General features: G+C 71.0%; 20 protein-coding genes and 1 tRNA gene. 5 read left to right on the plus strand and 16 right to left on the minus strand.

Going from position 1 to position 26,487, the window contains the following annotated elements; genetic code table 11:
• The first annotated feature begins 157 nt into the window (after window positions 1-157).
• A complete protein-coding gene (locus WME89_RS39020; RefSeq protein ID WP_438004667.1) occupies window positions 158-1,339 on the plus strand; it encodes an FAD-dependent oxidoreductase in 1,182 nt (393 codons plus the stop codon).
• Between the two features lie 81 nt (window positions 1,340-1,420).
• Here WME89_RS39020 and WME89_RS39025 read toward each other — a convergent pair whose 3' ends face one another.
• Window positions 1,421-2,686 carry a carotenoid oxygenase family protein gene (locus WME89_RS39025; protein WP_438004668.1) on the minus strand — a complete coding sequence of 422 codons (1,266 nt, stop codon included), beginning with the start codon at window positions 2,684-2,686 and terminating at the stop codon, window positions 1,421-1,423.
• A gap of 621 nt (window positions 2,687-3,307) precedes the next feature.
• Between WME89_RS39025 and WME89_RS39030 the strand changes: the two genes are divergently transcribed.
• The 3 genes from WME89_RS39030 (at window position 3,308) to WME89_RS39040 (ending at window position 5,961) form a co-directional block, all read left to right on the plus strand.
• Complete coding sequence (locus tag WME89_RS39030) at window positions 3,308-3,838, plus strand: GNAT family N-acetyltransferase (RefSeq protein ID WP_438004669.1); 531 nt, start codon at window positions 3,308-3,310, stop codon at window positions 3,836-3,838.
• A 92-nt stretch (window positions 3,839-3,930) separates the two neighbouring features.
• On the plus strand, window positions 3,931-4,518 hold the full coding sequence (locus WME89_RS39035; protein ID WP_438004670.1) for a LysE family translocator: 588 nt from the start codon (window positions 3,931-3,933) through the stop codon (window positions 4,516-4,518).
• Window positions 4,519-4,521: 3 nt separating this feature from the next.
• Window positions 4,522-5,961 (plus strand): PLP-dependent aminotransferase family protein, encoded by a 1,440-nt coding sequence (locus WME89_RS39040; RefSeq protein ID WP_438004671.1) that lies wholly within the window; start codon window positions 4,522-4,524, stop codon window positions 5,959-5,961.
• A 93-nt stretch (window positions 5,962-6,054) separates the two neighbouring features.
• Here WME89_RS39040 and WME89_RS39045 read toward each other — a convergent pair whose 3' ends face one another.
• From WME89_RS39045 to WME89_RS39075, 7 genes are all read right to left on the minus strand, one after another.
• On the minus strand, window positions 6,055-7,698 hold the full coding sequence (locus WME89_RS39045; protein WP_438004672.1) for a flavin-containing monooxygenase: 1,644 nt from the start codon (window positions 7,696-7,698) through the stop codon (window positions 6,055-6,057).
• Window positions 7,699-7,823: 125 nt separating this feature from the next.
• Window positions 7,824-8,993, minus strand: coding sequence for an MFS transporter (locus WME89_RS39050; RefSeq protein WP_438004673.1), 1,170 nt, complete (start codon window positions 8,991-8,993; stop codon window positions 7,824-7,826).
• Complete coding sequence (locus WME89_RS39055; RefSeq protein WP_438004674.1) at window positions 8,990-9,535, minus strand: glycine-rich domain-containing protein; 546 nt, start codon at window positions 9,533-9,535, stop codon at window positions 8,990-8,992. The genes WME89_RS39050 and WME89_RS39055 overlap by 4 nt, the downstream gene beginning before the upstream one ends.
• Window positions 9,532-10,803, minus strand: a complete 1,272-nt coding sequence (locus WME89_RS39060) for a hypothetical protein (RefSeq protein WP_438004675.1) — start codon at window positions 10,801-10,803, stop codon at window positions 9,532-9,534. The genes WME89_RS39055 and WME89_RS39060 overlap by 4 nt, the downstream gene beginning before the upstream one ends.
• Before the next feature lie 132 nt (window positions 10,804-10,935).
• Entirely contained in the window at window positions 10,936-11,160 is a 225-nt protein-coding gene (locus WME89_RS39065; protein WP_438004676.1) for a hypothetical protein, read from the minus strand.
• Between the two features lie 463 nt (window positions 11,161-11,623).
• Entirely contained in the window at window positions 11,624-13,015 is a 1,392-nt protein-coding gene (locus WME89_RS39070) for an FAD-binding oxidoreductase (RefSeq protein ID WP_438004677.1), read from the minus strand.
• Window positions 13,012-13,719: a FadR/GntR family transcriptional regulator gene (locus WME89_RS39075; protein WP_438004678.1), complete on the minus strand. Its 708-nt coding sequence runs from the start codon at window positions 13,717-13,719 to the stop codon at window positions 13,012-13,014. Before WME89_RS39075 ends, WME89_RS39070 begins: the two co-directional genes overlap by 4 nt.
• A gap of 322 nt (window positions 13,720-14,041) precedes the next feature.
• Between WME89_RS39075 and WME89_RS39080 the strand changes: the two genes are divergently transcribed.
• Window positions 14,042-14,116: transfer RNA gene (locus WME89_RS39080), tRNA-Gly, on the plus strand.
• Window positions 14,117-14,271: 155 nt separating this feature from the next.
• Here WME89_RS39080 and WME89_RS39085 read toward each other — a convergent pair.
• From WME89_RS39085 to WME89_RS39120, 8 genes are all read right to left on the minus strand, one after another.
• On the minus strand, window positions 14,272-15,138 hold the full coding sequence (locus tag WME89_RS39085) for an endonuclease/exonuclease/phosphatase family protein (protein ID WP_438004679.1): 867 nt from the start codon (window positions 15,136-15,138) through the stop codon (window positions 14,272-14,274).
• 208 nt (window positions 15,139-15,346) lie between these two features.
• Window positions 15,347-18,715 carry a Kelch repeat-containing protein gene (locus WME89_RS39090; protein ID WP_438004680.1) on the minus strand — a complete coding sequence of 1,123 codons (3,369 nt, stop codon included), beginning with the start codon at window positions 18,713-18,715 and terminating at the stop codon, window positions 15,347-15,349.
• 911 nt (window positions 18,716-19,626) lie between these two features.
• Window positions 19,627-21,057 carry an RICIN domain-containing protein gene (locus tag WME89_RS39095; protein WP_438004681.1) on the minus strand — a complete coding sequence of 477 codons (1,431 nt, stop codon included), beginning with the start codon at window positions 21,055-21,057 and terminating at the stop codon, window positions 19,627-19,629.
• Window positions 21,058-21,300: 243 nt separating this feature from the next.
• Complete coding sequence (locus tag WME89_RS39100; RefSeq protein WP_438004682.1) at window positions 21,301-22,815, minus strand: RICIN domain-containing protein; 1,515 nt, start codon at window positions 22,813-22,815, stop codon at window positions 21,301-21,303.
• A gap of 42 nt (window positions 22,816-22,857) precedes the next feature.
• Complete coding sequence (locus WME89_RS39105) at window positions 22,858-23,040, minus strand: hypothetical protein (protein ID WP_438004683.1); 183 nt, start codon at window positions 23,038-23,040, stop codon at window positions 22,858-22,860.
• A gap of 603 nt (window positions 23,041-23,643) precedes the next feature.
• Window positions 23,644-24,657 (minus strand): DUF2891 domain-containing protein, encoded by a 1,014-nt coding sequence (locus WME89_RS39110; protein WP_438004684.1) that lies wholly within the window; start codon window positions 24,655-24,657, stop codon window positions 23,644-23,646.
• A 13-nt stretch (window positions 24,658-24,670) separates the two neighbouring features.
• Entirely contained in the window at window positions 24,671-25,627 is a 957-nt protein-coding gene (locus WME89_RS39115) for a DUF979 domain-containing protein (RefSeq protein ID WP_438004685.1), read from the minus strand.
• On the minus strand, window positions 25,624-26,316 hold the full coding sequence (locus WME89_RS39120) for a DUF969 domain-containing protein (RefSeq protein ID WP_438004686.1): 693 nt from the start codon (window positions 26,314-26,316) through the stop codon (window positions 25,624-25,626). Before WME89_RS39120 ends, WME89_RS39115 begins: the two co-directional genes overlap by 4 nt.
• Window positions 26,317-26,487: the final 171 nt, after the last annotated feature.

Raw genomic sequence — 26,487 nt, forward strand, 5'->3', positions numbered from 1 at the left:
CGGCAGCAGAGCTTCACTGGCTCTGCGCCGCCGCGCCCTTGGCCGCCGCGATCGTCTTGCCTTTGCTTTTCCTGGCCCCTGCGCAGACAAACATGCAGTATAGACAACCGGGGTTGCGCGCGTCCTTGCACCACGACGAGGCACCGGAGGAATCACGTTGAAGCTCGCTATTCTCGGAGGCGGGATTGCCGGACTGAGCGCGGCGCTGGCCCTCTCTCGACGAGGGTTCGAGGTGGAGGTCTTCGAGAGGCACGCAGCACCTGCGGACATCGGCGCCGGGATCGTCTGCTGGCCGAACGCCTCGTTCGTGCTCCAGGAGCTCGGGCTGCTCCACGCGGTCGCCGAGCTGGCGGGGCGCCCGGCCCGGATGCGGAGGGTCTCCAGGGCCGGCGAGGAGCTCGGGGCGCTGGACATCCGGAAGCTGGACGAGCTGATGGGCTACCCGAGCCTCTCCGTGCTGCGGAAAGATCTTCAGTCGGTCCTGCTGTCCCGCGTCGCCGAGCAGGGAGTGCGCGTGAGCTACGGGCACGTCGCCGAGCGGGTCGAGCCTTCTGCCACGGGATCGGCGAGCGTTCACTTCGCGAGCGGAGCCACGGTCTCGGCGGACGTGATCCTCGGCGCAGAGGGACGGATGAGCTCGGCCTCCAGGCAGTTCGTCCACGGCGACAATCGTCCGAGATACCAGGGCTTCATCAACTGGATCGGCACGTTCACCAGCCCTCGAGCTGTGTTCTCGGAGATCGAGGTGACGGACTGGTGGGGCGTCGGCGCGCGCTTCGGCGTCGTCCCCGTGTCCCGTACCGAGGCGTACTGGGCCGGCGGCGCGGCCTGCCCTGACGTCGGGGTCAGGGTGCCAGCGGACTACCGCGATGAGCTCCGCGCCCTTTTCGGAGGATGGCCAAGCCCGATACCGGAGTTGATCGAAGAGACGCCGATCGAGCGCATCAACAAGATCTATGTCCACGACCACGATCCCATCGAGCCATGGCATCGAGACAACGTCTTGCTGATCGGCGACGCGGCGCACGCGGTGCTGCCCACGTCAGGTCAGGGCGCCTGTCAGGCCCTGGAAGATGCGTGGCATCTGGCCGCTTGCCTGGGCGGCGCGACCTCCCTCGACGCGGCGTTCACCGAGTTCACGCAGCGCCGCCGCGCCAAGAACGCCGCGATCGCCGCGGGCGCCCGCCACCTCGCTCGCTCCTTGTTCGCGACCGATCCAGCGCTCTGCGAGGAGAGAGATCGCAACAGCAAGGCGACCGACTACGAGGCCATGGTCCGCGGCATGGCAAGGGGCTGGGCCAGCGGCCTCCCGATGAGCGGAAATCTGGGCGCCGCGTAGGTAAAAAGCTCCGGCTTCGATCTTGGCGTCCAGCTCGATCCAGGACATCTCCCTGAAGCCGCGCTCGGCACGCCGACTGGCTCAGCCGAGGTCCGGGAACCAGCTCCCGTGGATCCCGAAGGGAACGCGCCTGGGCAGCGCGACGGTGGCGAGCGCCGGCGCCGCGAAGTCGGTTGCGTCGAGCACGACGAGGTCGCTCGCGTTGCGCTTGCGGTCGTAGACGTAGCAGATGGCGTAGCCATCGTCCTCGCCGGAGTCCGGCGCCCTGGGAACGAAGATGCACTCGCCAGGGACGCGATCCGGCCCGCATTCATGGACCGTGGAGCGACCAGCGGCGACATCGTACTTGCGGAGCGCGGCGTCGGTCGGGATGCCGTTCACCATGTTGCGGAGCTCGAGCGCGTAGACGTACCGGTGCGCCGCCCCCGTGCGGCGGTCGTCGATGCGCGGGAACTCGGTGTGCAGCGCGTCGAGCGCGGTTTCATGGACGGCGCCCCTCTCGAGGTCGAGCGTGTAGCGGTGCAGCCGGGTGGGCGTGCTCAGCGTCGACGAGCGCATGAGGTCGAGCACGATCGTCCCGCCTTCCTCGTACGCGTTGGCGGTGTGGACGACGTTGCCGGGCGCGATCGGGAACCAGCGGATCTGGTCGCCCCGGCCGTCGCGCGGCAACACGCCGATGCGCGCGCCGTAGTCGTCGCTCCACTGGATGGGCACGGGAGTACGCCAGCCATTGAACAGCACGGGGAGATCGAGGAAGACCGCGTAGCGCCTCGTGATCGCGAAGTCGTGCATGTACGTGGGGCTCCCGACCTGGATCGGCTCCGACTGGACCAGCTCACCGGACGCACTCGCGCGGTAGTACGTGACGAACGGAGCCTGCAGGCCATAGGCAAAGAACAGCAGCTCGCCGGTGAAAGGGCAGATCTTCGGATGCGCGGTCATGCCACGGGTCAGGCCGCCCGCGAAGTCGAACGCGCCGACGGTCTCCAGCTCGCTGCTGACCACGACGGGGGGCGCCGTCTCGACCAGGGCCAGCATCTTTCCCGCGTGACGAACGATGTTCGTGTTCGACGTCGTCGGCGCGTCGATCGCGCGGTTCCGGTACCAGCGGGCTCGACCGCCCTCGATGCGAACGCCGTGCAACATGCCCTGGCCGAGAAACCAGGCCGGCGTGGGGCCGCTCCTCGGGTTCGGCCCATTGCGGACGTAGGTGCCCGCGAGCTCCGGCGGCAGCGTCCCGGTCACCTCGAGGTCGTGAGCGGTGATCTCGTCGAGCACCGGGGCGAAGTTGCCGGTCAGGTGAAACGGTAGCGTCTCGGGCGATGTGGCGGAAGTCGATGTGGTCATGGAGGCAACCTCTGGGTTCCAGCTTCAAGCATTGACACCGAGCCAGGAGCTATCGATGCCCGCAAACGCGGCGAACCGAGCCGCCCACGCTGGTGGACGGGCCGATGTCGCGCGCAGCGCGAGCGCAACGACTCCTTCACCGGGAAACACGGAGCGATTCCCGGTGGCGTGACGTGCAGCAGCGCGCTCACGACGAGCCGCCACGAGGGCGAGCCGCCATGAAGGCGAACCCCGGCCTGCGTGGCTCGTCGAGCGCCCGCGGCCGCTCGAAGGCGGCCGCGTCGGCGGCCTGCACGCCCTGATGGCGGATTCCGACGCGGATCTTCAGTTCACGAACAGGGTCCAGTCATGGCTCTCTCCTCGTCGTGGCCGTACCCGCTCCCCTCGGCCGGAGGAAATCGCAATGAGACACCAGCGTTCGTCGCGCGTGCAGGGTGAAAGCTTCTTCTCGGCGGGATGGGCGCCCCTGCGCACCCGCGGGCCATGGTAGCAGCCGCGAGACGGCGCGCAACCGGCGAGACACACGAGCCGAGGCGCACCTCGTCGAGTGGGGCAAGGCCGCGCTCGCCAGGATCGAGATCGCGGCATGTGAACCAGGCTATTCTTCGATCACCGACATCCATGACATCGACGTTCGTGCGACCAGCCATCGAGGCCGATCTGCCGCGCCTGCCCGAGATCGAGCGCTCGGCGAGCGAGGCGTTCCGGGGGACGGACCTCAACCTGGAGGCCCTGGCGAGCGTGACGCCGGCGGAGGGCTGGCGAGATGCGCTGCGGGCCGGGACGCTCTGGGTGGTCGACGACGGCGCCGGCAGGCCGGTCGCGTTCCTGGGCGCCGAGGCGGTCGGCGACGAGCTTCACGTCCGCGAGTTCGACGTCGACCTCGACCGCCAGGGCCAGGGGCTCGGTCGACGCCTGCTCGGCCACGTGATCGCGTGGGCGCGAGCCGCTGGGCTCCGGGCGCTCACCCTGACCACCTTCCGGGCCGTCCCCTGGAACGGGCCGTTCTACGCCGCCATGGGCTTTCGAGAGCTGCCGCCAGCCGAGACGCCGTCGCGGCTCGCGGCGATCCTCGAGAACGAAGCGCGCAACGGCCTCGACCCGGGGCAGCGCTGCGCCATGCGGCTCGACCTGTATCGGTCCCGCGACTGACACAGTTCCGCCAGGCGGCGCGGCCCTTGTGCCTTCACCGGCGACAGGCGCCTTCCTACGCTCCAGGCCACACCCGACCGGAGACAACCGCGATGACCGAGCTGCTGCCCCTGGCGACCTATTGCTTCGTGATGTCCAGCACCCCGGGACCGAACAACGTGATGCTCGCCGCCTCGGGCGCGAACTTCGGATACCGCGGATCGCTGCCGCACGTCCTCGGTATCAGCGCAGGCGGAGCGCTCCAGACCTTCGTCACCTGCCTGGGCCTGGGCACGCTGTTCGTCACCTACCCGGTGCTGCATGGCGCGCTGCGCGTGGCTGGCGCGCTGTACCTGCTGGTGCTAGCGTGGAAGCTCACGGGCGGCGTCGGGATCAAGAGCTCCGAGGTGCCGCGGCCGCTGTCGTTCACGCAAGGAGCGCTGTTCCAGGCCGTCAACCCGAAGAGCTGGGTCAAGGCGGTCACGCTGGCCGCGGTGTTCATGCCGGCGGGGATGGGCGTCGCGAGCGGCGCGCTGATCGTGGCCGTCGTCGGCCTCGCCATCGCCTTTCCGTGCATCTCGGCGTGGGCGCTCTTCGGCGTGGCGATCCGGCGCTTCCTCACCGACCCGCGACGGCAGCGGCTGTTCAATGGCATCATGGCCGGCGCGCTGGCGGTGCTGGCGCTCATGTTCCTGCGCTGACCCATGTTCTCGCTCGACCGCGACTCCGCCGTTCCGCTGGCCGATCAGGTCGAGGCGCGGCTGCGCGCGCTGATCGAGGGCGCGCAGCTGCCGCCGGGCGCGCGGCTGACGTCCATCCGCCAGCTCGCGGGGCAGCTGGGCGTCAGCCCGAATACCGTGGTGACCGCCTACGATCGGCTGGTGGCGGCCGGGCTGATCGAGACCCGCGGCACGGCCGGGTTCTTCGTCTGCGAGGCGGCGCCGGCGATCCCCAACGAGGCCCTGCTCGAGGCCGGCGAGGAGCAGGAGCCGGTGTGGCTGGCGCAGCAGGCCAACGACCAGCGCGCCGGCGTGCTGCTGGCCAGCAGCGGCGCGCTGCCCGCGAGCTGGCTGAGCGACGCCATCCCCGCCGCCGCGGTGCAGCGCGCGCTCGCCCGCAACGAGGCGGGCATGGCGGCGCGCTGTCCGCCGCAGGGGCTCCCGGCGCTGCGCGAGCGCATCGCCATGCTGATGCGCTCGCAAGGCATCGCCGCCGACGCGGGGCGCCTGCTCACCACGTGGGGCGGCACGCACGCCATCGACCTGATCTGCCGCAGCTTCCTCCAGCCGGGCGACGCGGTGCTCGTGGAGAACCCCGGCTATTTCCTGATGTTCGGCCGCCTGCGCGAGGCGGGCTATCGCCTCGTGCCGGTGGCGCGAAGGCCGGATGGCATCGATCTCGCCGCGCTCGAGGCGGCCTGCCGCGAGCACCGGCCCAGGCTCCTGTTCATCCAGAGCGTGCTGCACAACCCGACCGGCTGGGGCTCGAGCGCGGCCAACCTGCACCGCGCGCTGATGATCGCGCACCAGCACGGCGTCCTCATCGCCGAGGACGACGTGCAAGGCCACTTCCACCCTGGCCACCCCACGCGGCTCGCGCAGCTCTCGAGCCTGGAGGGGGTCATCTACTACTCCAGCTTCTGCAAGGCGCTCAGCCCGGCGCTGCGCCTGGGCTACATCGCCGCCGAGCCCGCGCTGCTGAAGCCCCTCTTGCGCGAGAAGATCTATTCTGTGCTGACCACCGGCGCGCTCAACGAGCTCGTGCTGCTCGAGCTGCTGTCGACCGGCCGCTGGCGCAAGCACATCGACCGGCTGCAGCAGAAGCTCGGCGCGGCGCGCAACGCGGCGGCGCGCCGGCTGCGCGACGCGGGCGTGCTGCTCGACCACCCCGGCGAGGGCGGCCTGTTCCTCTGGGGCGCGGTGCCGCGCGGCGTGGACGTCGACGAGCTCGTGAAGGACGCCTACCTCAACAAGATCCTGCTGGTCCGCGGCGCCACGTTCATGGCCGATAACGCGGCCGACCCGCACATCCGCTTCAACGTGACGTTCAGCCAGCACGTGCGGCTGGAGGAGTACCTGACGCAGCGGTTCGCCGCCCTCGCGACGGTGCGCAGCGCGCTCGCGAGGGCCGGGGTGGCGCCGTAGCGCCACGCCGCGCGGCCCCGCACATCCACCCTCGAGGCGCGCCGCTCCGGAGTCGCTCGCGCGCACGTCGCGCGGAGGCCCCGCCCATGTCCTTCACCCTGCCTTCGACAGGGAGAACCCCTCGTAGCCCTGCGCCGCGATGGCCTCGCACTGCTTCCTGTAGGCCCCCACGCCGCCGGCATAAGGCATCAGCACGCGCGGCTTGCCAGGGATGTTTGCCCCGATGTACCAGGAGTTGGCCAGGGGATAGAGCGTGCCTTCGGCCACCTCTCTCATGTGCGCGACCCACCCGTCCTCCGCCTCGGCGGTGGCCTCGATGCGCTCGATCCCGCGCTCGCGCAGGTACGCGATGCAGCCCGAGATCCACTCCACGTGCTGCTCGATGGAGACGACGGCGTTGCTGAACACGGAGGGACTGCCGGGGCCGGTGATCGTGAACAGGTTCGGGAAGCCGGCCACCGCGATGCCGAGGTACGTGCGCGGGCCGTCGGCCCACTTCTGCTTCAGCGACTCGTTGCCTGTCCCCCGGATGTCGATGCTGGTCAAGGCGCCCGTCATGGCGTCGAAGCCGGTCGCGAACACGAGGCTGTCCAGCTCGTACTCCGCGCTCCCCGTGCGGAGCCCCCTCGGCGTGATCTCCTCGATCGGCGACGCCTTCACGTCCACGAGGGTCACGTTGTCCCGGTTGAACGTGTCGTAGTACCGGGTATCGACGCAGAGACGCCGGGTGCCCAGCGGATAGCCCCTCGGCGACAGCGCCTCGGCGACGGCCGGGTCGCGGACCGTCGCTCGGATCCGGGCTCGAACGAACTCGGCGGCCGTCTCGTTGGCCTCCCGGGAGCGCATCACGTCCGAGAACGTGGCGAGAAAGGCGGTGCCGCCCCGCTCCCACCGGGCGGTGAACTCGCGCTCCCGCTCCTCGGGCGAGACCTCCAGCGCGGACTTCGGGTTGACCTCCATGACGACCCCGGCGCGCGTCTCGCGGGCCTTGCGCCGGTGCTCGTCGTAGCTCGCCTTCATCGACGCCTCGTGGGCCGGGTCGATGGGCGCGTTGCGCGCGGGCACGCTGAAGCACGGGGTCCGCTGGAAGACGAAGAGACGAGCCGCCTGCTCGGCGATGACGGGGATGACCTGGACGCCGGACGAGCCGGTACCGATGACGCCCACGCGCTTGCCGGTGAAGTCGACGCCCTCGCGCGGCCAGTGGCTCGTGTGGTACGAGTCACCATGGAACGCCTCGATCCCCTTGAAATCGAGCCGCTTCGCGATGGACAGGCAGCCTGTCGCCATGATCAAGAACCTGGCGGACGCGCCGGCGCCGTCGCCCGTCCGGATCGCCCACCGACCCGTCGCCTCGTCGAAGACGGCCGCGGTCACGCGCGTGCCGAGCTGGATGTCCCGGCGGAGCTCGAACCTGTCCGCGACGTGCTCGAGGTAACGCAGGATCTCCGGCTGGGTGGCGTACCGCTCGGTCCACCTCCACTCCTGCTGGAGCTCGGGCGAGAACGAATAGGAGTAATCCATGCTCTCGATATCGCAGCGCGCGCCCGGGTAGCGGTTCCAGAACCACGTGCCGCCCACCCCGCTGCCCGCCTCGTAGACCCGCACCGACAGGCCGAGCTGGCGCAGGCGGTAGAGCATGTACAGGCCCGCGAACCCTGCCCCGACGACGACGGCATCGAAGCGGCTGGCGGGCGCCGCCCCCTCTTCAGAACGGTTCGACTGCAAGTCAGACATGATGTTCGCCTCCCTCTGGCTCTGGACGTGAATGTGCGCCTGGGCGCCTCGTGGCCCGCGCGATGGCTGCGAAGATGCGCGCGGCGCCGCGTCGCCCGCGCGACGGCGACGGCGCCGGCGCCGGCTCAGGTGCGGTGGACGCTCCAGGCGAGCGCCATCAAGTTCAGGACCAGCACCAGGCCGAGGTACAGAAGGCCGCTCCACCCCAGCACCGACAGGAGGGCCCCGGACGTCAGCGACGCCACGCCGCTGGCGGCGAACACGCAGAGGTCATTGACGCCCTGCGCTCGAAAACGCTCTGAGCCCGAGCGGCTGCGCGCCACCAGGGTCGTCGCGGTCACGAACACATAACACCATCCGACCCCGACCAGCGCCAGCCCGACCAGGTGCCCCTCGAAGCCGGGCAGCCAGCTGATCAGAAACCCCACGAGCAGGAACAGCAGCCCCAGGCCCTGCAGCTGCGCTATCGACACCCGCCTCAGCAGGGCTCCGACCGAGAGCGACGGCAGGTACATGCTCAGCAGGTGCACCTGGATCACCCAGCTCGCCTGCTCGACCGAGCTCTGCTCGATGCCGCACATCTGCAAGGGAGTCGGCACCATGATCAGGCTCATCACCAGGAAGGCCCCGGCGCCCATGCCCACCATCGGCCAGTACATGGCGCGAGCGCGCGCGTCGGGCGCGGCGGAGGCCTCGGCGACGCGCGCTTCCTGCGGCCGGTACGCCAGGAAAGCGAGCGCGGCCGCCACCTGGAGGGCCGCCAGGATCAGCAGGGCACAGGGCATGTACCTGGACGTCCGCCCCTCCAGCAGGCCAAAGAGCGAGACGCCGGGGACGATGCCAGCAGCGCTGGCGAGCTGGATCATGGTCAGGAGGCGCGGCGCCCTGCTGCTCTCCTGCCCCTCGAGGATCGCGAAGCGATACTGCTGCACGAAGGCGCCCTGCAGGCCGACGCCGAGGACCGCCGTACAGAACAGCGCGAAGTCCGACCGGTCCACCGCCCGCGCCGCCAGCGCCAGGCAGCCGGCGGACAGCAGCGCCGCGGCGATGAAGCAGGGCCTGCGCCCGAAGCGGCGCATCAGCTGGCTGGCCGGCCAGGTGCCCAGGGCCGAGGAAAGCACCAGCAGGGCCACCGGCAGGGTCGCGAGCCGCATGTCGATCGCCAGCCGCTCGCCCACCAGGCTGCCGACGAACTGGATCGACACGACACCGGCGATGCCCAGGACCTGACAGAGCAGCAGGACCAGGGTGTTGATGGACGTGGCGGGCGCCGCCCGCAGGGCCCGACCGATCACCGGACGCGCCCCGCGCCGGGCTGCGCGGCCTGCTCCTCCGCTTCGAGCGCCGCGATGGCCTGCAGGGAGAGGCCGAGTTGCTGGTGGAGGAACCGCACCATCGTCCAGTGGGGCAGCGCGCCCTCGTCGAACGGGCCGAACTCCTCGCGGTAGAGGGGCAGCCAGCAGAGCGCCTCCTCGAGCGACCGCTCCCGGCTGGGCTGCGCCTCCTGGTAGTCCTCGTACGGCAGGCTGCGGTGATGGATGAAGAAGCGCCCTGGCAGGCGCTCCTCGCACAGCTCACGGTACTCCCGCGTCTGCAAGATCAGGTAGTGCCAGACCTCGTCGATCGCCTGCTCCACGGGCAAGAACAGCCCGGCCAGCGGCTCCGGATAGCGCGAGATCAGGTACAGGTACCTCAGGCACTCGATCACCTGACGCTCGACGTAAGCGGGCTCCTCGCCGGTGGTCTTCACGAAGTGGCGCACCACGCCGGAGAAGAGCGCTTCATCGAGCAGCGCCTTCAGCGCGGCGGTCGTCACCCTGGGTCGTTCGAGCTTCACGAGCCACCTCCTTCCGCGGCCTCGCCGCCCTGCACCAGCCACGCGTACTTCCCGGACTTGCCGATGGCGACGTGCGCGCGGTGCTCGAGGGAGCAATCGAGCCCGGCGCCCTCCTGGACCTTCTCCCGGAGCGCGCGCGCCGCGCTCGGCTCGACGGGCCTGCCGTCGAAGGTGGTGTACAGGAGCCGCGCCTGCCGCGGCCCCTCCGGGTGGAGCTGATAGACGAACACGGAGGGCGCCGCCTCGGCGATCCAGTCGTCGAGGTGGGCCTGAGAGAGGAGCCCCCCGCGATGGAGCCGCAGCAGCTCTCGCTCGCGCCCGCAGAACCGGCGGATCCGGAGCGGATCGGGGGAGCCATCGACCGTCTCGGCGCAGTCGCCCGAGCGATAGCGGATGAGCGGCATGTAGGGGTTGCGCACGCTCGAGACGATGATGCTGTAGATCGAGCTGCCCTCCTCGACCTGGATCAGCTCCAGGTGCATCTTGTCGAGGTAGGGCCAGTACCGCCCGTGACGATCGCTGTAATACAGATACCCGAGCTCGGTGCTGCCGAAGAGATCGATGATCGGGCAGTCGAGGTGCTGCTGCAAGAACCGCCGCACGTTCCGCGGCGTGTACTCGTAAGCGTGAATGACGCTGGCCGGCCGCGGAAAGCGCTGCCACGCTCCCCAGGCCAGCGCCTTTCGCACGAGGTGAGCGAGGTGGTAGCTGTCGCAGTCGAGGTGGTACCAGCCTCGCGGGTGCGCCGCCTGGACGGCGCTCATCTCCTCGAGCATGCGCTCGACGTCGCCGCGCTCCCAGAGCGCCGGGTCGAGCCGCAGGTTGAGGTAGAGCGTGCGCGCGTCGAGCCGGCGCTCCTCGAGGCTCGGCAGCGCCGGCGCCGGGACGCCGCGCCGCCGCGCGTTGACCCGCGCCACGTGCTCGGTCGCCAGCACCGTGGTGATCGAGACGCGCTGACAGCCCTGCTGCCATGTGACCGCGACGTCGGGATGCTCGCTCCACAGCCGGTAATACGACTGCAAGAGGAAGAACGGCGGGCGGATGATCTGCATCCGCGCGTGGTTGGTCCCGGTCGAGAGCACGAACTCCGCCTCGCCGGCCCTGAGCGCCTCGGCGAGCCTCGGGGTCATCCAGTTGTCCGGGAAGCCCCTGGCGATCTCCGGCTTCTCCAGGATCGGGAAGGAGCCCTCCTCGATCGACCGGCGGTAAATGGGGATGTCCCTGACCTGATCGAGCATCCCGGAGAGCGTCTGTCTTTGGTCGTCCATGGGTCGAGTCCAGGAAGGCGGAGAGCGGCCATCGAGAAGCGTTGTTGCCCATCGGTCCAGGCGGCCGCGAGCGAGGCAGGAGACCACCGGTACGATGTTCTCCCCGCCTCGCCCGCGAGCCCGGACGAGCTGTCAGCTGATGCAGCCGGCCTTCACGGGGCGGCGCACCCTGGAGATGCAGCCGGCCTTCCGCGAGATGCAGCCGGCCTTCCGGGAGATACAGCCGGCCTTCTTCGAGATACAGCCGTCCTTCCGCGAGATGCAGCCAGCGGCGAGCGCCGGCTCGGTGGCCGAGTTGGCCGCGACCCATTGATTCCAGAGGTGATCCTGGGCGAGCTGCTGAATCAATTGCTTCATGTGAACCTCCGATGACGTGATGGTGGCGTGAACGGCGCACACGACCGCAGCCCGCGCGCTGCTGCGGTCGTGTGCCCCCGCGGCCCGGCGCACACGCACTGTGTGCCGCCCGACCGTCTCAGGACTATATGGTTCCACCAATGAGGGTCAAGGTCGCGCCCTGGCCTCGATTGAAATGAAATACCGATCTCGATGAGGCGATTCGTGGATGCGCCGCGCCAATCGCCCGTCCGCCCGACAGGGCAGCTCCAGGCGGAGCGCGACGCGCTGGATGCGCGCGCCGCGAGCGGATGATTCGACCGACGCGATAGGATTCCGGCGTGAGGGCCTGCGAGGACGCCGTGATCACGGCGTGGCAAACTGCCCCGCGAAGAGGCGCGCTCGCGGTCGGCTTCACCTCGCCCGCGACGTGCGCAGGGCGAGCGGCCCGCGTCGAGGTCGAGGCGGCCGAGCTGTCGCTGATCTACGTCGGATCGCCGCCAGGCCTCGTGCCCGGAGGCGTCCCGAGCACCTTCCCGGGATTCAGGATGCCGCCCGGATCGAAGGCTGCCTTGATGCGTCGCTGCAGCGCGAGCGACGCCGCGCCGACCTGGCGGGCGAGGAAGGCGCACTTGAGCGTGCCGACGCCGTGCTCGCCGGTGATCGTGCCGCCGAGCTCCAGCGCCTGCGCCATCACCGCCTCGAAGGTGGCCACCGCGCGCGCCTCGGCGGCGGCGTCGTTGCGGTCGAAGACGACCAGCGGGTGGAGGTTGCCGTCGCCCGCATGCGCCACCGTCCCGACCATGGTCGCCGACTCGGCCACGATCGCGTCGATGCGCCGGAACATCTCCGGCAGCTGCGGCAGCGGCACCGCGACGTCGTCGACGAGCACCGTGCCGAGCCGCTCGAGCGCCGTCAAGGCGAGGCGGCGCGCGGTGAGCAGCATCTGCCCCTCGCCCTCGTCCTCGGTGGTGAGGACCATGGTCGCGCCGGCGCCCTCGCAGGCCTCCTGCATGCGCCCGAGCTCGACGGAGCCGGGCGCGTCGCTCTGCGCGATCAGCATCGCGGCGGCCTCGGTGTCGAGCTCGAGCCGCGCGTGGGCCTCGACGGCGCGGACCGCCGTGCGATCCATGATCTCGAGCAGCGACGCGTCGACCGAGCGGACGATCGCCGCGACCGCCCGCCCCGAGGCCTCCAGCGACCCGAACGTCGCCACCAGCGTGGCCGACGGCGGGGGCGGCCGCCGCAGCCGCAGCGTGATCTCGGTGACCAGCGCCAGGGTGCCCTCGGAGCCGACCAGGAGCCGCGTCAGATCGTAGCCGGCGACGTCCTTGCGGCTGCGTCCGCCGGTGCGGATCACCGTCCCGTCGGCGAGGACCGCCTCCAGGCCGAGCACGTAGTCGGCCGTGACTCCGTATTTCACGCAGCAAAGGCCGCCGGCGTTCGTGGCGACGTTGCCGCCGATCGACGACATGGCGTAGCTCGACGGGTCGGGCGGATACCAGAGCCCCCGCTCGCGCGCGGCGGCCTTGAGATCGCCGTTGATCACCCCCGGCTGGACGACGGCGAGCATCGCCGCCTCGTCGATCGCGAGGATCCGGCGCATGCGCTCGAAGCTCACCACCACACATCCGTTGATGGCCGTCGCGCCGCCCGCCACCCCGGTCCCGGCGCCGCGCGGCACCAGCGCGACGCCGTGCCGCGTCGCCCACCGCGCCAGCTCCTGCACCTCCGCTGTCGATGAAGGCCGCGCCACCGCGAGCGGCCAGCCGCCCACCGCCCAGATCGCCTTGTCGTGGCGGTACCCGTCCATCACGTCCCTGTCGGTGACGATTCCGTCGCCCAGCGCGCGCACCAGCTCGTCCAGCAGGCTCATGTGCCGTAGAACTCCGAGAGGTGGGCCCGCAGGAGCGTCGCGGCCGACTTCGCGTTGCCGCGCTCGATCGCGCGCAGGAGCCCCCGGTGCTCCTCGACCACCCGCGGGCGGATCGTCGCGAACGAGCGCCCCCGCAGCGCCTCGTCGAGGTGGAGCCGGATGCTGTCCCTCACCGCGAGCATCACCAGGGCGAGCGCCTGGTTGCCCGAGGCCGCGACGAGCGCGACGTGGAACGCGACGTCCGCCTGGTGGAACTCGACCGGCGAGATCTGCGGCCTCTCCATCTCCTCGAGCGCCGCGCGCGCCTCGGCGAGGTGCGCCTCGACCGGCGCGGCGGCCGCGCGCGTCATCGCGGCGGTCTCGATCGCGACGCGCAGCTCGATGAGGTCCGGGAGCGGCACGTTCTGGAGCTGGACGACGTGGGTCAGCGCCTCGCGGAAGCGGTCGACCGCCGCGTCGGGGCTCGCGGCCTGCATCGGCGAGGTCCGGCCGCGCGGCGCGAGCAGCCCCTGCGCCTGGAGGTGGCGGAGCGCCTCGCGGATCGTCGCGCGGCTGACCCCGAACTGCTGCGCCAGCTCGCGCTCGGGCGGCAGGCGCTCCCCCGACGACAGCGAGCGGTTGAGGATCGCGTCGCGGATCTGGTCGGCGACGTGCACGTAGATCGCCGACCGGGGCACGGGCTGGAAGCGGATCGGGTTGGTCATATTGCCTTCTGGCCTTCTGGTCAGACCAACGTTACCGGCGCGGGGATCCGCTGTCAACCTGGACGGAGGGGCGCTCGGAGGAGGCCGTCAGCAGGGCAGAGGCGCGACCAGGCGCCCTTGCCCGCCTGCTCCGCGCGCCTGGCCAGGCGCTCCTGGTCGCTGGCCGCCGAGGTCCCGCACTTCAGCGCTTGACTGGGACGACGCCGGTTGGTACTCCTCCGCCGCCTCGACGGGGACCACCTCGGTCGAGGACTCGGCGCACTCAGGATCTCCCCGCATGCGTTCGCGCAACGTGGCTTCCTGGCTCGTGTGATCGACGTTTGCGGGAGTAACTCAGTGGTAGAGTGCAACCTTGCCAAGGTTGACGTCGCGGGTTCAAATCCCGTCTCCCGCTCCACAATCTAGCTTCGCGCGTCAGAGCTCCGCGGCGGAGGATCGACCGTCGCGAAGCCGCGAGCGCTGAGCCTGAGGCGGGCGCGCTCGCTCGAGGCGGCGAGGTGGGGCCGCCCCGGGGAGACCGGGTGTACGCGCGTGGACCGACGGGGCTCGGCCTCAGCCGCCGCTCCCTTCCGCTGGCCGGACGGGGCCCGCGCCTCGATGCGCGAGCTCGACCTGGATCCCGAAGTGATCCGAGATGAACGTGCCCTCGGGGTCGAGCGGCGTGGAGCCGACGAGCTCCACCGCGCGGGCGGACCAGGCACGGCTACGCAGGAATACTCGGTCGATGCGCCTCTGCGAATGCCGGGCATCGACCTTGTAGCGCATCGAGTTGATGCTGGTGTCGACCGTGTAGCCAGGATCATCGCCGCGCAGCGCGGGCCATACGTCCACGAAGGTCGGATCGAGCGCGGCGTTCTCGGCTGCGGCGTCCTGCGTGAAGTTCATGTCACCGGCGAAGACCACGTCGGGGCTGGAGCGGGCGAGGTACGGCTGGATGATGCCGAGTTGCATCGCGCGCGTCGACGCGCGGAATGACGTGCTCTCCAGGTGGCTCGTCGCCACGGTGAGACCGCACGACAGCTCGGCGGCCAGGAGGCACCGCCCCATCTCGGTGGGGAGGTTGAGCACGACCAGACGTCGCATGGGAATGCGCGAGAGCAGCACGACGCCATACTGCTCGAAGGTGCTGCCGTCGACGTCGGACACCTGATATTCTGCGCGAGCCCAAGGTGCGTCGAGGATCGCGGCGAGGAGCTCGCGCGTCACCTCTTGCAGCGCGATCACGTCGGGGCTTCGCCGCGAGAGCTCCGCGAGCAGCGCGTCGCCCCGCGCCCGGGACTTCAGGGCGCCAAACCACACGTTCCACGTGAGGAGCGTCAAGGCGGCAGGGGACGATGGCGCCGCAGGTTCGGCCGCTTGCCATCCAGCTCCGGCGAAGACGAACGGCTGGAGCACCGAGGGGCTGGGAGCCGTCCGCATGGCGCATCTTACCACCTACCGAGGCGAGCCGGGCTCGCCCGCCGCAGGAAGATGACGAGCGGGCGGCCGCGCGACGCGACGATGTCGAGGCCCTGCGGCAGCGGGATCGACTTCGGGTGGCGTGCAACCTGGGCGGGCGGGGATCAACCTGAACCCGGGTTGTGCCGTCCAGGGGAACAACCCGGGTTGGATCGCCGGTCGTCGCAGCTCAGGCGGAGCGGCTGGACCTCGCGAGGCGCCGGCGCAGCCGTGGGGTGGCGAGCGCCCCGAGGGCGAGCAACCAGACCGGCGCGCCCTGGCTACCTGGCGTCATGCGGCAGCCGCCGCCCCCTGCTGCGCCCGGGAGATCGCCGCCGCTGCTGCTCTGCGCGCCGGTGGCGCCGGTGCCGGCGCTGCTGGTGCCATCGCCGCCGGCCGCGGTCGTGCTGGTCGTGGTGGATGTGGCGCCAACTTCACTGCTGGTACCTCCGCCGTCGCCTCCGGGGGCAGCGCCGCCTTCGCCACCGCCACCGGCGGTTGCGCCGGTGCCGACGCCGCTTGTCGCATCGCCGCCGGCGCCACTGGTTGCATTGGCGCTGGCACTGCCGGTTGCGCCGCCGCCACCGCTGGTCGGGTCGCCGCCGCCACCGCTGGTCGGGTCGCCGCCGCCACCGCTGGTCGGGTCGCCGCCGCCACCGCTGGTCGGGTCGCCGCCGCCACCGCTGGTCGGGTCGCCGCCACCACCGCTGGTCGGGTCGCCGCCGTGGCCGGCTGTGGCCGTGCCGCCCGCCCCGCCATCGCCGCCCGTGCCGCTGCTGGCATCGCCGCCCGCGCCGTCTCCGCCTGTGCCGCCTCCACCCGGCACGCAGGCGCCCGCCTGGCACGCCCCGCCCGACGCGGGCTGCGCCGGGACATAGAGCCACGCATGGTTGATTTTCTGGTACCCCACGGGCGCCGGACCGGCGCCGCCGCCGGCGATCAGGACACGGCCGTCGTCGAGCAGCGCCGTCGCGTGGCCGTTGATCATCACATCCAGCGCCGGCCCGAGCGCCCAGGTGTTGCTCGCCGGGTCGTAGATCTCGGCGGCGAGGGCGCCATCGCCCGAGTCCAGCGAGTTGCCCGCCATCAGGACCCTTCCGTCGGCGAGGAGCACCGCTCCAGGAGATCTCCGCGCCGTGGCCATCTCCCCCGCCGAGGTCCACGTATCGCTCGCAGGATCGTAGATCTCGGCCGTCTTGCCGCTCGCAGCGTCCCAGCCCCCGGCGACGAGCACCCGGCCGTCCGGAAGCAGCGTCGCCGTGTGCCACATGCGAGCCCAGCGCATCGAGGCGACGGGCGTCCACGTGTCGGTCGCCGGGTCGTACACCTCCGCGCTCACCAGATGGTGCTCCGGTCTCTCGGAGGGATACCCGTCGGCGCCGCCCGCGACGAGGACCCGGCCGTCCGGCAGCAGCGTCGCCGAGTGGCGCTGTCGCGCAACGTTCATGGGCGCTCTCGCGGTCCACGTGTCGGCGACCGGATCGTAGACCTCGACCAGGAGTCCACCGGGACCGCCGGACTTGTCGCCGCCAGCGACGAGGACCCGGCCGTCCTGGAGCAGCGTGGCGGTGTGAGAGAAGCGCGGCGCGACCGTGGACGCGGCCGGCGTCCACACGCCCGTCGCCGGGTCGAAGCGCCTCGTCGGCGCGGGGCCAAAGCCGGAGGACCCGAACACCAGGACCGTCCCGTCCGGAAGCAACGTGGGTATCCGCACGTTCCGGAAGCCGTCGATCGGCCCGGTCGGCGCCCACGCGCCCGTGCTCGGATCATAGCGGGTCCAGACGATGCGCGTTTCATTCCGGCCGGACACCGGCGCCCCGCCGACCACGAGGACCGTCCCGTCCAGGAGCACCGTGGTCTGCAACCCGGAGAGGAGGGAGGCGTCGATCCGCGCCGTCTCCTGCCACCGATCCTCGGCGCCCGGGAAAGCGCAGGGGGCGCCGTCCGGCAGCGCGGGTCCGGGCGCCGCGCACCCGGCCGCGGGATCGCACGCCGGCGCCTCGTGGCAGTCGTCGGCGGGCAGGCACACCGCGAGGCTCGACCCGACGCAGGCGCCGTCCACGCAGGCGCTCGCCGTCGAGCACACGTCGCCGTCGCCGCAGGGCGTCCCGTCAGGCGCCGCCGCGCCGCCGACGCACGCGCCCGCCTCGCAGACCCCGCCCGCGATGCACGCGTCCGCGTCGTCACAGGCGACGCCCGTGACCGGCGTGCAGACGCCGTCCTGCGACGCGCCCGAGGCGGCCGCGCAGGCGTCGCAGGGGCCGTCGCAGCGCGCGTCGCAGCAGACCGAGTCCGCGCAGAAGCCGGTGCCGCAGTCGCTGTCCGTCGCGCAGCCCGCGCCGAGCGGCGAGCGCTCGTGGAAGAGCACCGCCGACGCCGTCGGGGTCGTGGCGCCGGTGTACCCGCCGGCGATGAGCACGCTTCCGTCCTCGAGGAGCGTCGAGGAGTGGAACGCGCGCGCCAGGGTGACCGGCGACTCCAGCTCGAGGCTCGACCAGGCGAGGGTCCCCTCGTCGAAGAGCGCCTTGATCGCGTAGAAGGGAACGCTGTAAGTGCTCCTGCCGTACGTACTGCAGGTCTCCAGGCCTCCGGTCAGCAGCACCTTTCCGCTCGGGAGCAGCGATGTGCGCGTCCCGCGGAGGCTCGAGCCCGGGTCCGTCCCGCACGACGAGGCCGGCGCATAGGGCCCGGACGTCGCCGCCCAGCGGTCGTCTTGCGGGAAGTAGACCTGCGAGAAGGCGTGGACCGCCGGGTCGGGACCGGAGAGGGTGCCTCCCGTGACGAGGACACCGCCGCTCGCGAGCGTCATCGCGTCAGGGTACTTGTACACCGACGTCGTCAGCACGGGCCTGTGCTCGGAGGTCCAGAGCTGGGTCTCCAGGTCATAGATGCTGCAGCCGCTCCCGACCGACATCACCCGCCCGTCGTGGAGCAGCGTCGCGCTCACCGGGTAGATCGTCGAATCGACGCAGCGGGCCGTGTCCGTCCAGGTGCGCGACGCCGGGTCGTAGACGGCCGCGTTCATCTCGTCGATGAACAGCAAGTTGGACCAGGCCATGCCGACCAGCACGGGCTTGCCGTCGACGAGCACCATCGAGGGCACGGGGTGGGGCTTGGCCAGGCTCCCCACCTTGGTCCAGGTGTTGCTCGTCGGGTCATACAGCTCCGCCGACCTGATCTCTGTCCCGCTCTGCTCGCTTCTGAACCGGCCGCCCGCCACGAGGACCTGGCCGTCCGGCAGGAGGACGGCCGCGTGGCCGCGCCGGCCCTGGTAGAGCGGCGCCGCGGGCGACCACGTCCGGGTCGCGGGATCGTAGATCTCGACCGCCGTGAGGCCGACCGCCGTGGGCGCTGCGTACGGCGACCCGTCGTCCACCTCCGTGAACCCCCCTGCGACGAGCACGCGGCCGTCCTGGAGCACCGTGGCCGTGTGCTCGGCCCGCGGGGTGATCATCGAGGGCACGGCCTCCCACGATGGCGTGCTGGCCGCCCACGCGGCGCCCCCGGGTAGCGCGAGCCCGCAGGCGAGGGCGGCTCCGAACCTCCATACCGATCGCATGGTCCTCTTTGCCTCCGCGGCTTCTGTTGCGTGGGGGCGCGTGAGCATTCACCGCGCACGGAACGTCACGTCGTCGGCGGAGGGGGCGACGCGCGGACAGGAGGTGTCCTGTTCGAGCCCCTCCTGACCGCGCGACGCGGGCCCCCTCGACGCGCCGCCGAAGCAGATGAGGCAGATGAGGCGCCGCTCACGCCGCTCACGCCGCTCACGCCGTTCACGCCGGTCTCGCGGCGCCGGCATCCGGCGCTGCGGCCGTGGAGACCGTCCCCATACCAGGAACGACCTGAACGTGAACGCCGCACGACCCTGATGGTGGTCCATCGAGGACGGCAGCAGGTCCGTCGTGGAGGTCACGGCGATGGTGAATCAGACGGAATGCTTGCACGCAGGGTGTCGCTGCGCGGTCCCGGCGGAGCGCGCGGCGAAGGGCAACAAGTACTGCTCCGATCATTGTGAGCGTCAATCGACGATGGCCAACCGCGATGTCCACGGCTGTACCTGCGGGCATCCCGGTTGTGAGCAACCCGTCAGCGTAGCCCGTTGAGGTATCCCCCACAGGGGATCTCAAGGGGCTCGAGACATCGCTCGACATCACGGCGTCGGATAGGACGATATCCGGGGTTATGCCAACGACTCATCCATGCATCCGAGGGGCCGCCTTCGCTCCACAGCCCGCAGGGCTGGCCGGGGAGAAGCTGCGCCGGCCGCTGCGCGACGGGCAGGACCGGCGCGAGCGGAAGGGCCGTCGAGAGCCTGACGATGGGGGGTCACGAGCGACACGACCCGCTCTGGCGCGCGCACAGAGGTACCAGCGCGCTGCTTCGACAGCGCACGGGCCGGGCGAGGCAACGCGGCGGCTCGGGCGGGCGCGTCTGCCGCTGCCCGAGCCGCCGCGCCGGCGGGGCGCGAGGTCAGAACTGCGTGAAGAAGTTCCAGATGGCCGAGCTCGCGAAGCTCGGCTGCTGGTGGTCACCGGGAAACTCGCAGCGGTGCACGGGGTATCCCTCCCGGCACCCTTGGTAGGCGACGCACGAGCTGGGGCCCACGGGGCTCGTCTCGGTGCTGCAGCCGTTCTTGCGCACGAAGACGTCGAGCGCCTGCCTTCCGGCCGAGATGGGGACGACGCTGTCGGACAGGCCGTGCGACATCCAGACGGCGACGGGCTGGGTGTTGGACTGGTTGCAGCCGCTGTAGAGGGCGCCGGACATCGGCGCGATGGCCCGGAAGGTGTCCGCCATATCACAGCCGAGCGCGTTCGACATCATCCCGCCGAAGCTCCACCCGGTCGAGAAGACGCGGCTCGTGTCGACGCACAGGTTGGCTTTGAGGGTGTCGACCATGGCGCGGGCGAAGGCGATGTCGCGCCCGCCCGTGTTGGCCCAGCCGTTGTCGATGCCGTTCGGCGAGACGAAGATGGTGCTGCCGTTCGCCAGCGCCTTGAGCCCATAGTACCCGTTGTTCACGACGTCGTTGGCCGATCCGCCGCGCCAGTGCCAGCCGAACACCAGCCGATACGCCTTGTTCGCGTCGTAGTTCGCCGGAATGTCGAGCACGTACTGGCGCGTGGTGCCGTTGACGTTGATGGTGCGGTTACCGCTGGCGAGCGAGGTGGGAATGCCGCAGCCGGCGCTGCGCGTCCCGCCGGTACCGGTGCCGCCACCGGAGCCGCCGGAGCCGCCGGCGCCGCCGGAGCCGCCGGCGCCGCCCGTGCCGCCCGTGCCGCCGGTGCCGCCCGTGCCGCTCGTGCTGCTCGTGCTGCTCGTGCCGCCGGTTCCGGAGCCCACGGGCGTGAGTCGGAATTGCTGATTGGTGCCGGCGTTCGACGCCCATTGAATCACGCCGGTGCCGTCCGCGGTGCCGCGGCCGTAGACGTCCAGGGACTTGCCGCTGTGGCGCGCGTTGATGCGCACGACGCCGCTGGCGACGTCCGTGAACGACCACTGCTGGTTGTTCCCGGTCCAGCAGGAGTATTGCTGGACGGCGGCGCCGTCGCTGGTGGAGGCGCCCGCGACGTCCATGCAACGGTTGCTGTTGACGTTGCGGATGCGATAGTAGCCGCCGCCCGCCGATTCCATGCGGAACTGTTGCCGCGTCGAGCTGTTGCAGCTGGCGATCTGCATCGCCGCTCCATCAGCGGTGCTGCCTCCAGCCACCTGCACGCATTTTCCACTCTGGACGCCGACGATCGTGTAGATCGCGCTCGTATCGATCGTGATGGCGCCCTCGAGCGAGCCTTGCTCCTCGAGCTCGGTGTCGTACGCCCCATCGGGGCCGATGACGCACGACACGGCGAGGACGCCCGTCGCCGCCGCGAGCAAGCTCTGCTTGGTTCCGAATCTCATCTTGTCCTCCACGTCCTGTCAAGTAAGTGAAACTGCCATCTTCTCACTGCTCGACGCTGCCCTTGCGCAGGTCGGGGTCGCGCGCCGCGCGCTCAAGGCTCCCGAGCGGTCCGGCGCGCCGGCCATCGCCGCTGCGGATGAATGTCGAGACGCGCGCAGGGTGGATAAGGTTCGCGCTGCGCGCGCCAGGGTCGGTCGAACCGCCCTGCTCCTCGGAGCAAGGCGGTTCGAGAGCGAGCCACGCTAGGGCAGGTTGGCAGAAGAGACCTGCCAGGTCCTGTCGGTGCAGAAGCGACAGCTCGGGCCGACGAGCATGCCCTTGCCGGTGGCCGATTCGTCGCCCTTGAGCCACCAGTTGAGCCACGCCAGGTTGACCTGAGTGAACTCGCCGCCGTTCCGGGCCCACAGATCGCCCCCGTGATCCGCGCCGACCTTGGCGAACATCATGACCGGAATGTCACCCAAGGCGGCGATGTTCTGGAAGTCTCTCGCGCCGTTCGCGTTCGCGCCCAGGCTGTCCGCGGTGCCGGTGACGATCAAGACGGGTGTGTGTATCGAGTTGTAGAACGACTGATTCGCCGAGAAAGAGCCGCTGCTCGTGTGTCCCCAGGTCGTCATCCTGGGATCTGCAGCGGTCCCCGCCGCCATCAAGCCGCCGCAGGAGAAGCCGTTCGCGGCGACCTTCGTGGTCTCGATCTTCTGGTAGTAGGCGCTGCAAGGCTTCTCATTCTGGGCGATCACCCAGTCGACGTAGGAGCGCAGCACGTCGCCTCCGCTCCCGAGGTCGCGGTTGGGCTGGCTGTTGACCGGTGTCCCGTCCGCCACCACGAAGTAGCCATGCGAGGCAATTTCGGCCATGGCCGCTTGATTCGCGAGCCCGTCTCGCGAGCATGCGCCCTCCCCCCAGACGAAGATCGGATACTTGGCGCCTCCACCGAGATCCGCCGGACGATAGATGGTGCCCTGGTTGATGCCCGGGTCCGAATTCGTCTCGACGACCACCCTGTGAGGGCCGCTCCCCGACACGTTTCGACCAGTCGGCTGTGACGCGGTGCACGTGCCGCCGGTGCCGCCGCCGGTGCCGCCGGTGCCGCCGGTGCCGCCCGTGCCGCCCGTGCCGCCCGTGCCGCCGGAGCCACCGGTGCCGCCCGTGCCGCTCGTGCTGCTCGTGCTGCTCGTGCTGCCGGTTCCCGAGCCCACGGGCGTGAGTCGGAATTGCTGATTGGTGCCGCCGTTCGACGCCCATTGAATCACGCCGGTGCCGTCCGCGGTGCCGCGGCCGTAGACGTCCAGGGACTTGCCGCTGTGGCGCGCGGTGACGCGCACGACGCCGCTGGCGACGTCCGTGAACGACCACTGCTGGTTGTTCCCGGTCCAGCAGGAGTACTGCTGGATGGCGGCGCCGTCGCTGGTGGAGGCGCTCGCGACGTCCATGCAACGGTTGCTGTTGACGTTGCGGATGCGATAGTAGCCGCCGCCCGCCGATTCCATGCGGAACTGTTGCCGCGTCGAGCCGTTGCAGCTGGCGATCTGCATGGCCGCTCCATCAGCGGTGCTGCCTCCAGCCACCTGCACGCATTTTCCACTCTGGACGCCGACGATCGTGTAGACCGCGCTCGTATCGATCGTGATGGCGCCCTCGAGCGAGCCTTGCTCCTCGAGCTCGGCGTCGTACGCCCCCTCGGGGCCGATGACGCACGACACGGCGAGGACGCACGTCGCCGCCGCAAGCAAGCTCTGCTTGGTTCCGAATCTCATCTTGTTATCCTCGTCATATCAAGTAAGTGAAACTGGAATCTTTCACTGCTCAGCGCTGCCCTTGCTCGGGTCGGGGTCGCGCGCCGCGCGCTCGACAGTACGTCGCCGGCCCTGGCTGCGCATGAAGCGCGCCGCGCCGAGCGCCTCAGGACCTGCTGCAATGACAGTGAAGCGCACGAGCAGGAGCCACCCCATCACCGAGCAGCTGGCGTTGCCGTACAGCACGACCAGATGTCTATGGTGCAGCCCCCCGGAGAGGCCTGCTGCCGGGCGAGATACGTCGGATCGCTTCCGGGGTTCCCGCCGCTGCCGGCTGCACCGGGGTCCCACCGTCGCTGGGACCGATGCTGCAATCAGGGTGCCACTGACCAGGATCGCGATCCCGGCCGCGAGCAACATAGTCGATCGCTACTTCAGGACTGTCTCCTGGATGCGCATGACGGCCCATCCGGAGCGAAGCAAAAGCATGACGACCGGTCCACACTGTGAGCGTTCACATGTCTCGTGTCAACTTCGATCGACCAGCCCGCCGCTCGACAAGTGAGGTATTCGCTGCTGAGCATTCATAATTTCACCCAGCCAGCGCGCTCGCGTGCTGAGCCGTGGCACGTCATCCAGCGCGCCCCTGCTGCCGCGCTCGGCGCCGCACCGATCCCGCGCCCACGTGGACCGCCCCCTGGCCAGGCTGTGCGCATTTGTGCGTGCCCTAGAGCCCATGGATGTACCGGTGAGCTGGACGCTGCAGAGCCAGCCCGGCGCCGGCGAGGCCGCCGTGACGTCGCGCGCAGTGCCCTCGTCGCACAACGAGGCTCGGCTCCTCGAGGCGTGTCAGTCCGCGCCCAGCGCGAGGAGGGCGAAGCTCGCCAGCCAGTGCTCGCCCATGTAGTCGCCCGCGACGTGCGGCAGGCTCGCGTCGAGGTGCCGCTCCGCCGCGTCGAGGGCGCGGGCGCGCAGCGGGTCTCCGCCGGGCAGCGCCGCCGCGAGCGAGCGCCAGCACCAGGCGCGGCTCAGGTTGAGCCCGTCGAGGTGGACGATCTTGCCGTCGCTCCTGTCGCTGACCGCCGCGGGCTCGAACAGCGTCGCGGGCTCGCCCTGCGCGGCGCGCGGCAGGAACCGCGCGAACCAGCCGAGGAACTCCGGCCCGGGCAGGGCCCGGCGCATGCACTCGGCCTCCATCAGGGCGGGCGAGAGGAAGTCGTCCTGCGAGGGCTCCCACGCCTGGCAGTCCGCGTCGCGGCCGTACCACGCCCGCGCCGCCTCGGCGCAGCGCCGCGACAGCCGGGCGTCGCCCTTCACGGCGGCGTACTCCAGCGCGAGCGCGAGGGCGAAGGCGGTGTTCGTGTGCGCGCCGGCGCGGACCGGGTACGTGGCCGTGGGCAGGAAGTCGAGGAGGCGCTCGGCGAACGCGTCGCCGAGCGGGGCCAGCGCCGCCGACCACCGGCGGCCCTCCTCGGTGCCCTGCCGCTCGAGCTCGGCCGCGAGCAGGAGCAGCCACGCCCACCCGTAGGGCCGCTCGAATCCGCGGCTCGACGGGCGCCGGAGATAGGCCAGCTCCGCGGCGACCTTCTCGCCCGTGAGCTGCGCGTCCAGCAGCGCGCGGACCGGCGCGACGCCCGGGGCGCCGGGGAAGAGGCGGTATACCCGCGCAAGCAGCCAGTGGCCGTGCACGCACGAGTGCCAGTCGAAGCTGCCGTGAAAGAGGGGGTGCAGGTCGCGCGGGCCCCTCACGTCCTCGGGGCCGGCCATGACGTGATCGAGCTTGTGCGGGTACTCCCGCGTCACGTGCCCGAGGGCGAGGGCGGCGAGCTGCGAGGCGATCTCGGGGGTCAGGGCGTGCGTCATGGAGAGGAGCGCCTCAGCGCGGGAAGACGAGCAGGTACATGAGGAGCGTGTTCCCGACCAGCAGGAGCAGCGCGGTGGGGAGCTGCGCCTTGATCACGGCGTCGCGGTCGGGGAGCCCGAGCAGCGCCGCGGGCACGACGTTGAAGTTCGCTGCCATCGGGGTCATCAGCGTGCCGCAGAAGCCGGACAGCATGCCGATGGCGCTCATGATCGCCGGGTCGCCGCCGAAGCGGCGCACGATCAGGGGCAGGCCCACGGCGGCGGTCATGACCGGGAACGCCGCGAACGCGTTGCCCATGACCACGGTGAACACCGCCATGCCCACGGTGTAGGCCGCCACCGCGGCGAGGCGGCTGCCGGGCGGGATCACGCTCCCGGCCAGCCCGCCGACGACGTCGCCGACGCCCGCTGCCGCGAAGACGACCCCGAGCGCGGCCAGCAGCTGGGGCAGGATCGCCGCCCAGCCCACCGTGTCGAGCAGCCGCCGGCCCTCCTGCAAGGGGGCGAGCCACGGCGGGCGCAGCCACGCCACCGAGACCGCGAGCGCCAGCACGACGCCGAGGGCGAGCGAGATCAGCGTGGCCTGCCGGGGGTCGATCAGGGGAGACCCCAGGACCTGGACGCGGCGGAGGACCAGCGTGCCGAGGAGCGCTGTCGCCGGGATGATCAGCGCCGGGACGAAGAGGCGGTCCCCGCTCCGCGCGGCGCCGGCGAGCCGCTCCGCGGGCGTCGTGGTGGCGGGGCGCCCCTGCCCCAGGCCCCCGACGCCGCCGAGGAGCACGAGCGCGAGCACGAGCACCCCGTTCCCGAGGTCCCCGAGGCGCGAGCCGAAGAGGAAGCTCGTCGCCAGGAGCCCCCAGAAGAGGGCGTTCTTCCAGCGCTTCGCGTTCTCGCGATCGACCGCGCTCAGGACGGCCGACGCCGCGAAGAACAGCCCTGCCAGGGCGTAGCCGAGGTCGAGCGAGATCACCCGCGCTCCTCCCCGGCTCCCTCGCGCGCGAGCTCGCGCTGGAGCCGCCGGTCGAGCAGGAGGAGCCGAGTCCCGTGGATCAGGAGCGCCAGGACCGCCGTGGGGATGGCCCAGACCGACACCTGGAGCGGCTCCACGACGATGCCGTTCTGCTCGAGGAACCCCTTGATGAGCAGGATCGACGCGATGGCGAGGAAGATGTCCTCTCCGAAGAACAGGGCCACGTTGTCGGCCGCCGCCGCGGAGGCGCGGATCAGCCAGCGCGCCCGGTCGGGCAGCGGCCCGTAGCGGCTCTCCGCCGCGCCCTCGGCCATGGGCGCGATCAGCGGCCGGACCATCTGGGCGTGGCCGCCGAGCGAGGTCAGGCCCAGGGCCGCGCTGAGCTGCCGTACCGCGAAATAGACCAGCAGGAGGCGCCCGGTGGTCGCGGTCTTCACCCGCGAGATCCGCGCGCGCGCCCGCTCCTGGAGGCCCGAGCGCTCCAGGAGGCCGATGACGGGCAGGACCAGCCAGACCAGGCTGACATAGCGGTTGTCGTTGAAGGCCCTCCCCAGGGCGGAGATCCCCTGGATCGGGCTCATCCCCGCCGACAGGCTCGTCGCGACGGCCGCCGCGGCGACGACAAGGAGCGGATTCAGCCGGGCGACGAAGCCGACGACCACGACCGCGACCCCGAGGAGCGTGAGCATGCTTCCTCCCTCGTGCTCGCGGGCAACCTCGCACGCCAGCGGGGGCACCGTCCACGGGCGCGCGCTGGATCGAGCGCGCGCCGGACCGCGCGGCCCGGCGCCTCCTCTTGACGCCGCCCGGTCCTTCGGATGGCCTCCCCGGAGAGCGACGGACACGCGGGTCGCTGGAGG

Source organism: Sorangium sp. So ce321 (assembly GCF_051530195.1).
Taxonomy (GTDB): domain Bacteria; phylum Myxococcota_A; class Polyangia; order Polyangiales; family Polyangiaceae; genus Sorangium.

Excerpts from the sequence above, each read along its gene's own strand:
- WME89_RS39110 (WP_438004684.1), bottom strand. The coding sequence starts at position 24,657 with ATGACGCACGCCCTGACCCCCGAGATCGCCTCGCAGCTCGCCGCCCTC.
- WME89_RS39060 (WP_438004675.1), bottom strand. The coding sequence starts at position 10,803 with ATGGACGACCAAAGACAGACGCTCTCCGGGATGCTCGATCAGGTCAGG.
- WME89_RS39120 (WP_438004686.1), bottom strand. The coding sequence starts at position 26,316 with ATGCTCACGCTCCTCGGGGTCGCGGTCGTGGTCGTCGGCTTCGTCGCC.
- WME89_RS39085 (WP_438004679.1), bottom strand. The coding sequence starts at position 15,138 with ATGCGGACGGCTCCCAGCCCCTCGGTGCTCCAGCCGTTCGTCTTCGCC.
- WME89_RS39090 (WP_438004680.1), bottom strand. The coding sequence starts at position 18,715 with ATGCGATCGGTATGGAGGTTCGGAGCCGCCCTCGCCTGCGGGCTCGCG.
- WME89_RS39075 (WP_438004678.1), bottom strand. The coding sequence starts at position 13,719 with ATGACCAACCCGATCCGCTTCCAGCCCGTGCCCCGGTCGGCGATCTAC.
- WME89_RS39070 (WP_438004677.1), bottom strand. The coding sequence starts at position 13,015 with ATGAGCCTGCTGGACGAGCTGGTGCGCGCGCTGGGCGACGGAATCGTC.
- WME89_RS39095 (WP_438004681.1), bottom strand. The coding sequence starts at position 21,057 with ATGAGATTCGGAACCAAGCAGAGCTTGCTCGCGGCGGCGACGGGCGTC.
- WME89_RS39025 (WP_438004668.1), bottom strand. The coding sequence starts at position 2,686 with ATGACCACATCGACTTCCGCCACATCGCCCGAGACGCTACCGTTTCAC.
- WME89_RS39045 (WP_438004672.1), bottom strand. The coding sequence starts at position 7,698 with ATGTCTGACTTGCAGTCGAACCGTTCTGAAGAGGGGGCGGCGCCCGCC.
- WME89_RS39040 (WP_438004671.1), top strand. The coding sequence starts at position 4,522 with ATGTTCTCGCTCGACCGCGACTCCGCCGTTCCGCTGGCCGATCAGGTC.
- WME89_RS39030 (WP_438004669.1), top strand. The coding sequence starts at position 3,308 with ATGACATCGACGTTCGTGCGACCAGCCATCGAGGCCGATCTGCCGCGC.
- WME89_RS39065 (WP_438004676.1), bottom strand. The coding sequence starts at position 11,160 with ATGAAGCAATTGATTCAGCAGCTCGCCCAGGATCACCTCTGGAATCAA.
- WME89_RS39035 (WP_438004670.1), top strand. The coding sequence starts at position 3,931 with ATGACCGAGCTGCTGCCCCTGGCGACCTATTGCTTCGTGATGTCCAGC.
- WME89_RS39100 (WP_438004682.1), bottom strand. The coding sequence starts at position 22,815 with ATGAGATTCGGAACCAAGCAGAGCTTGCTTGCGGCGGCGACGTGCGTC.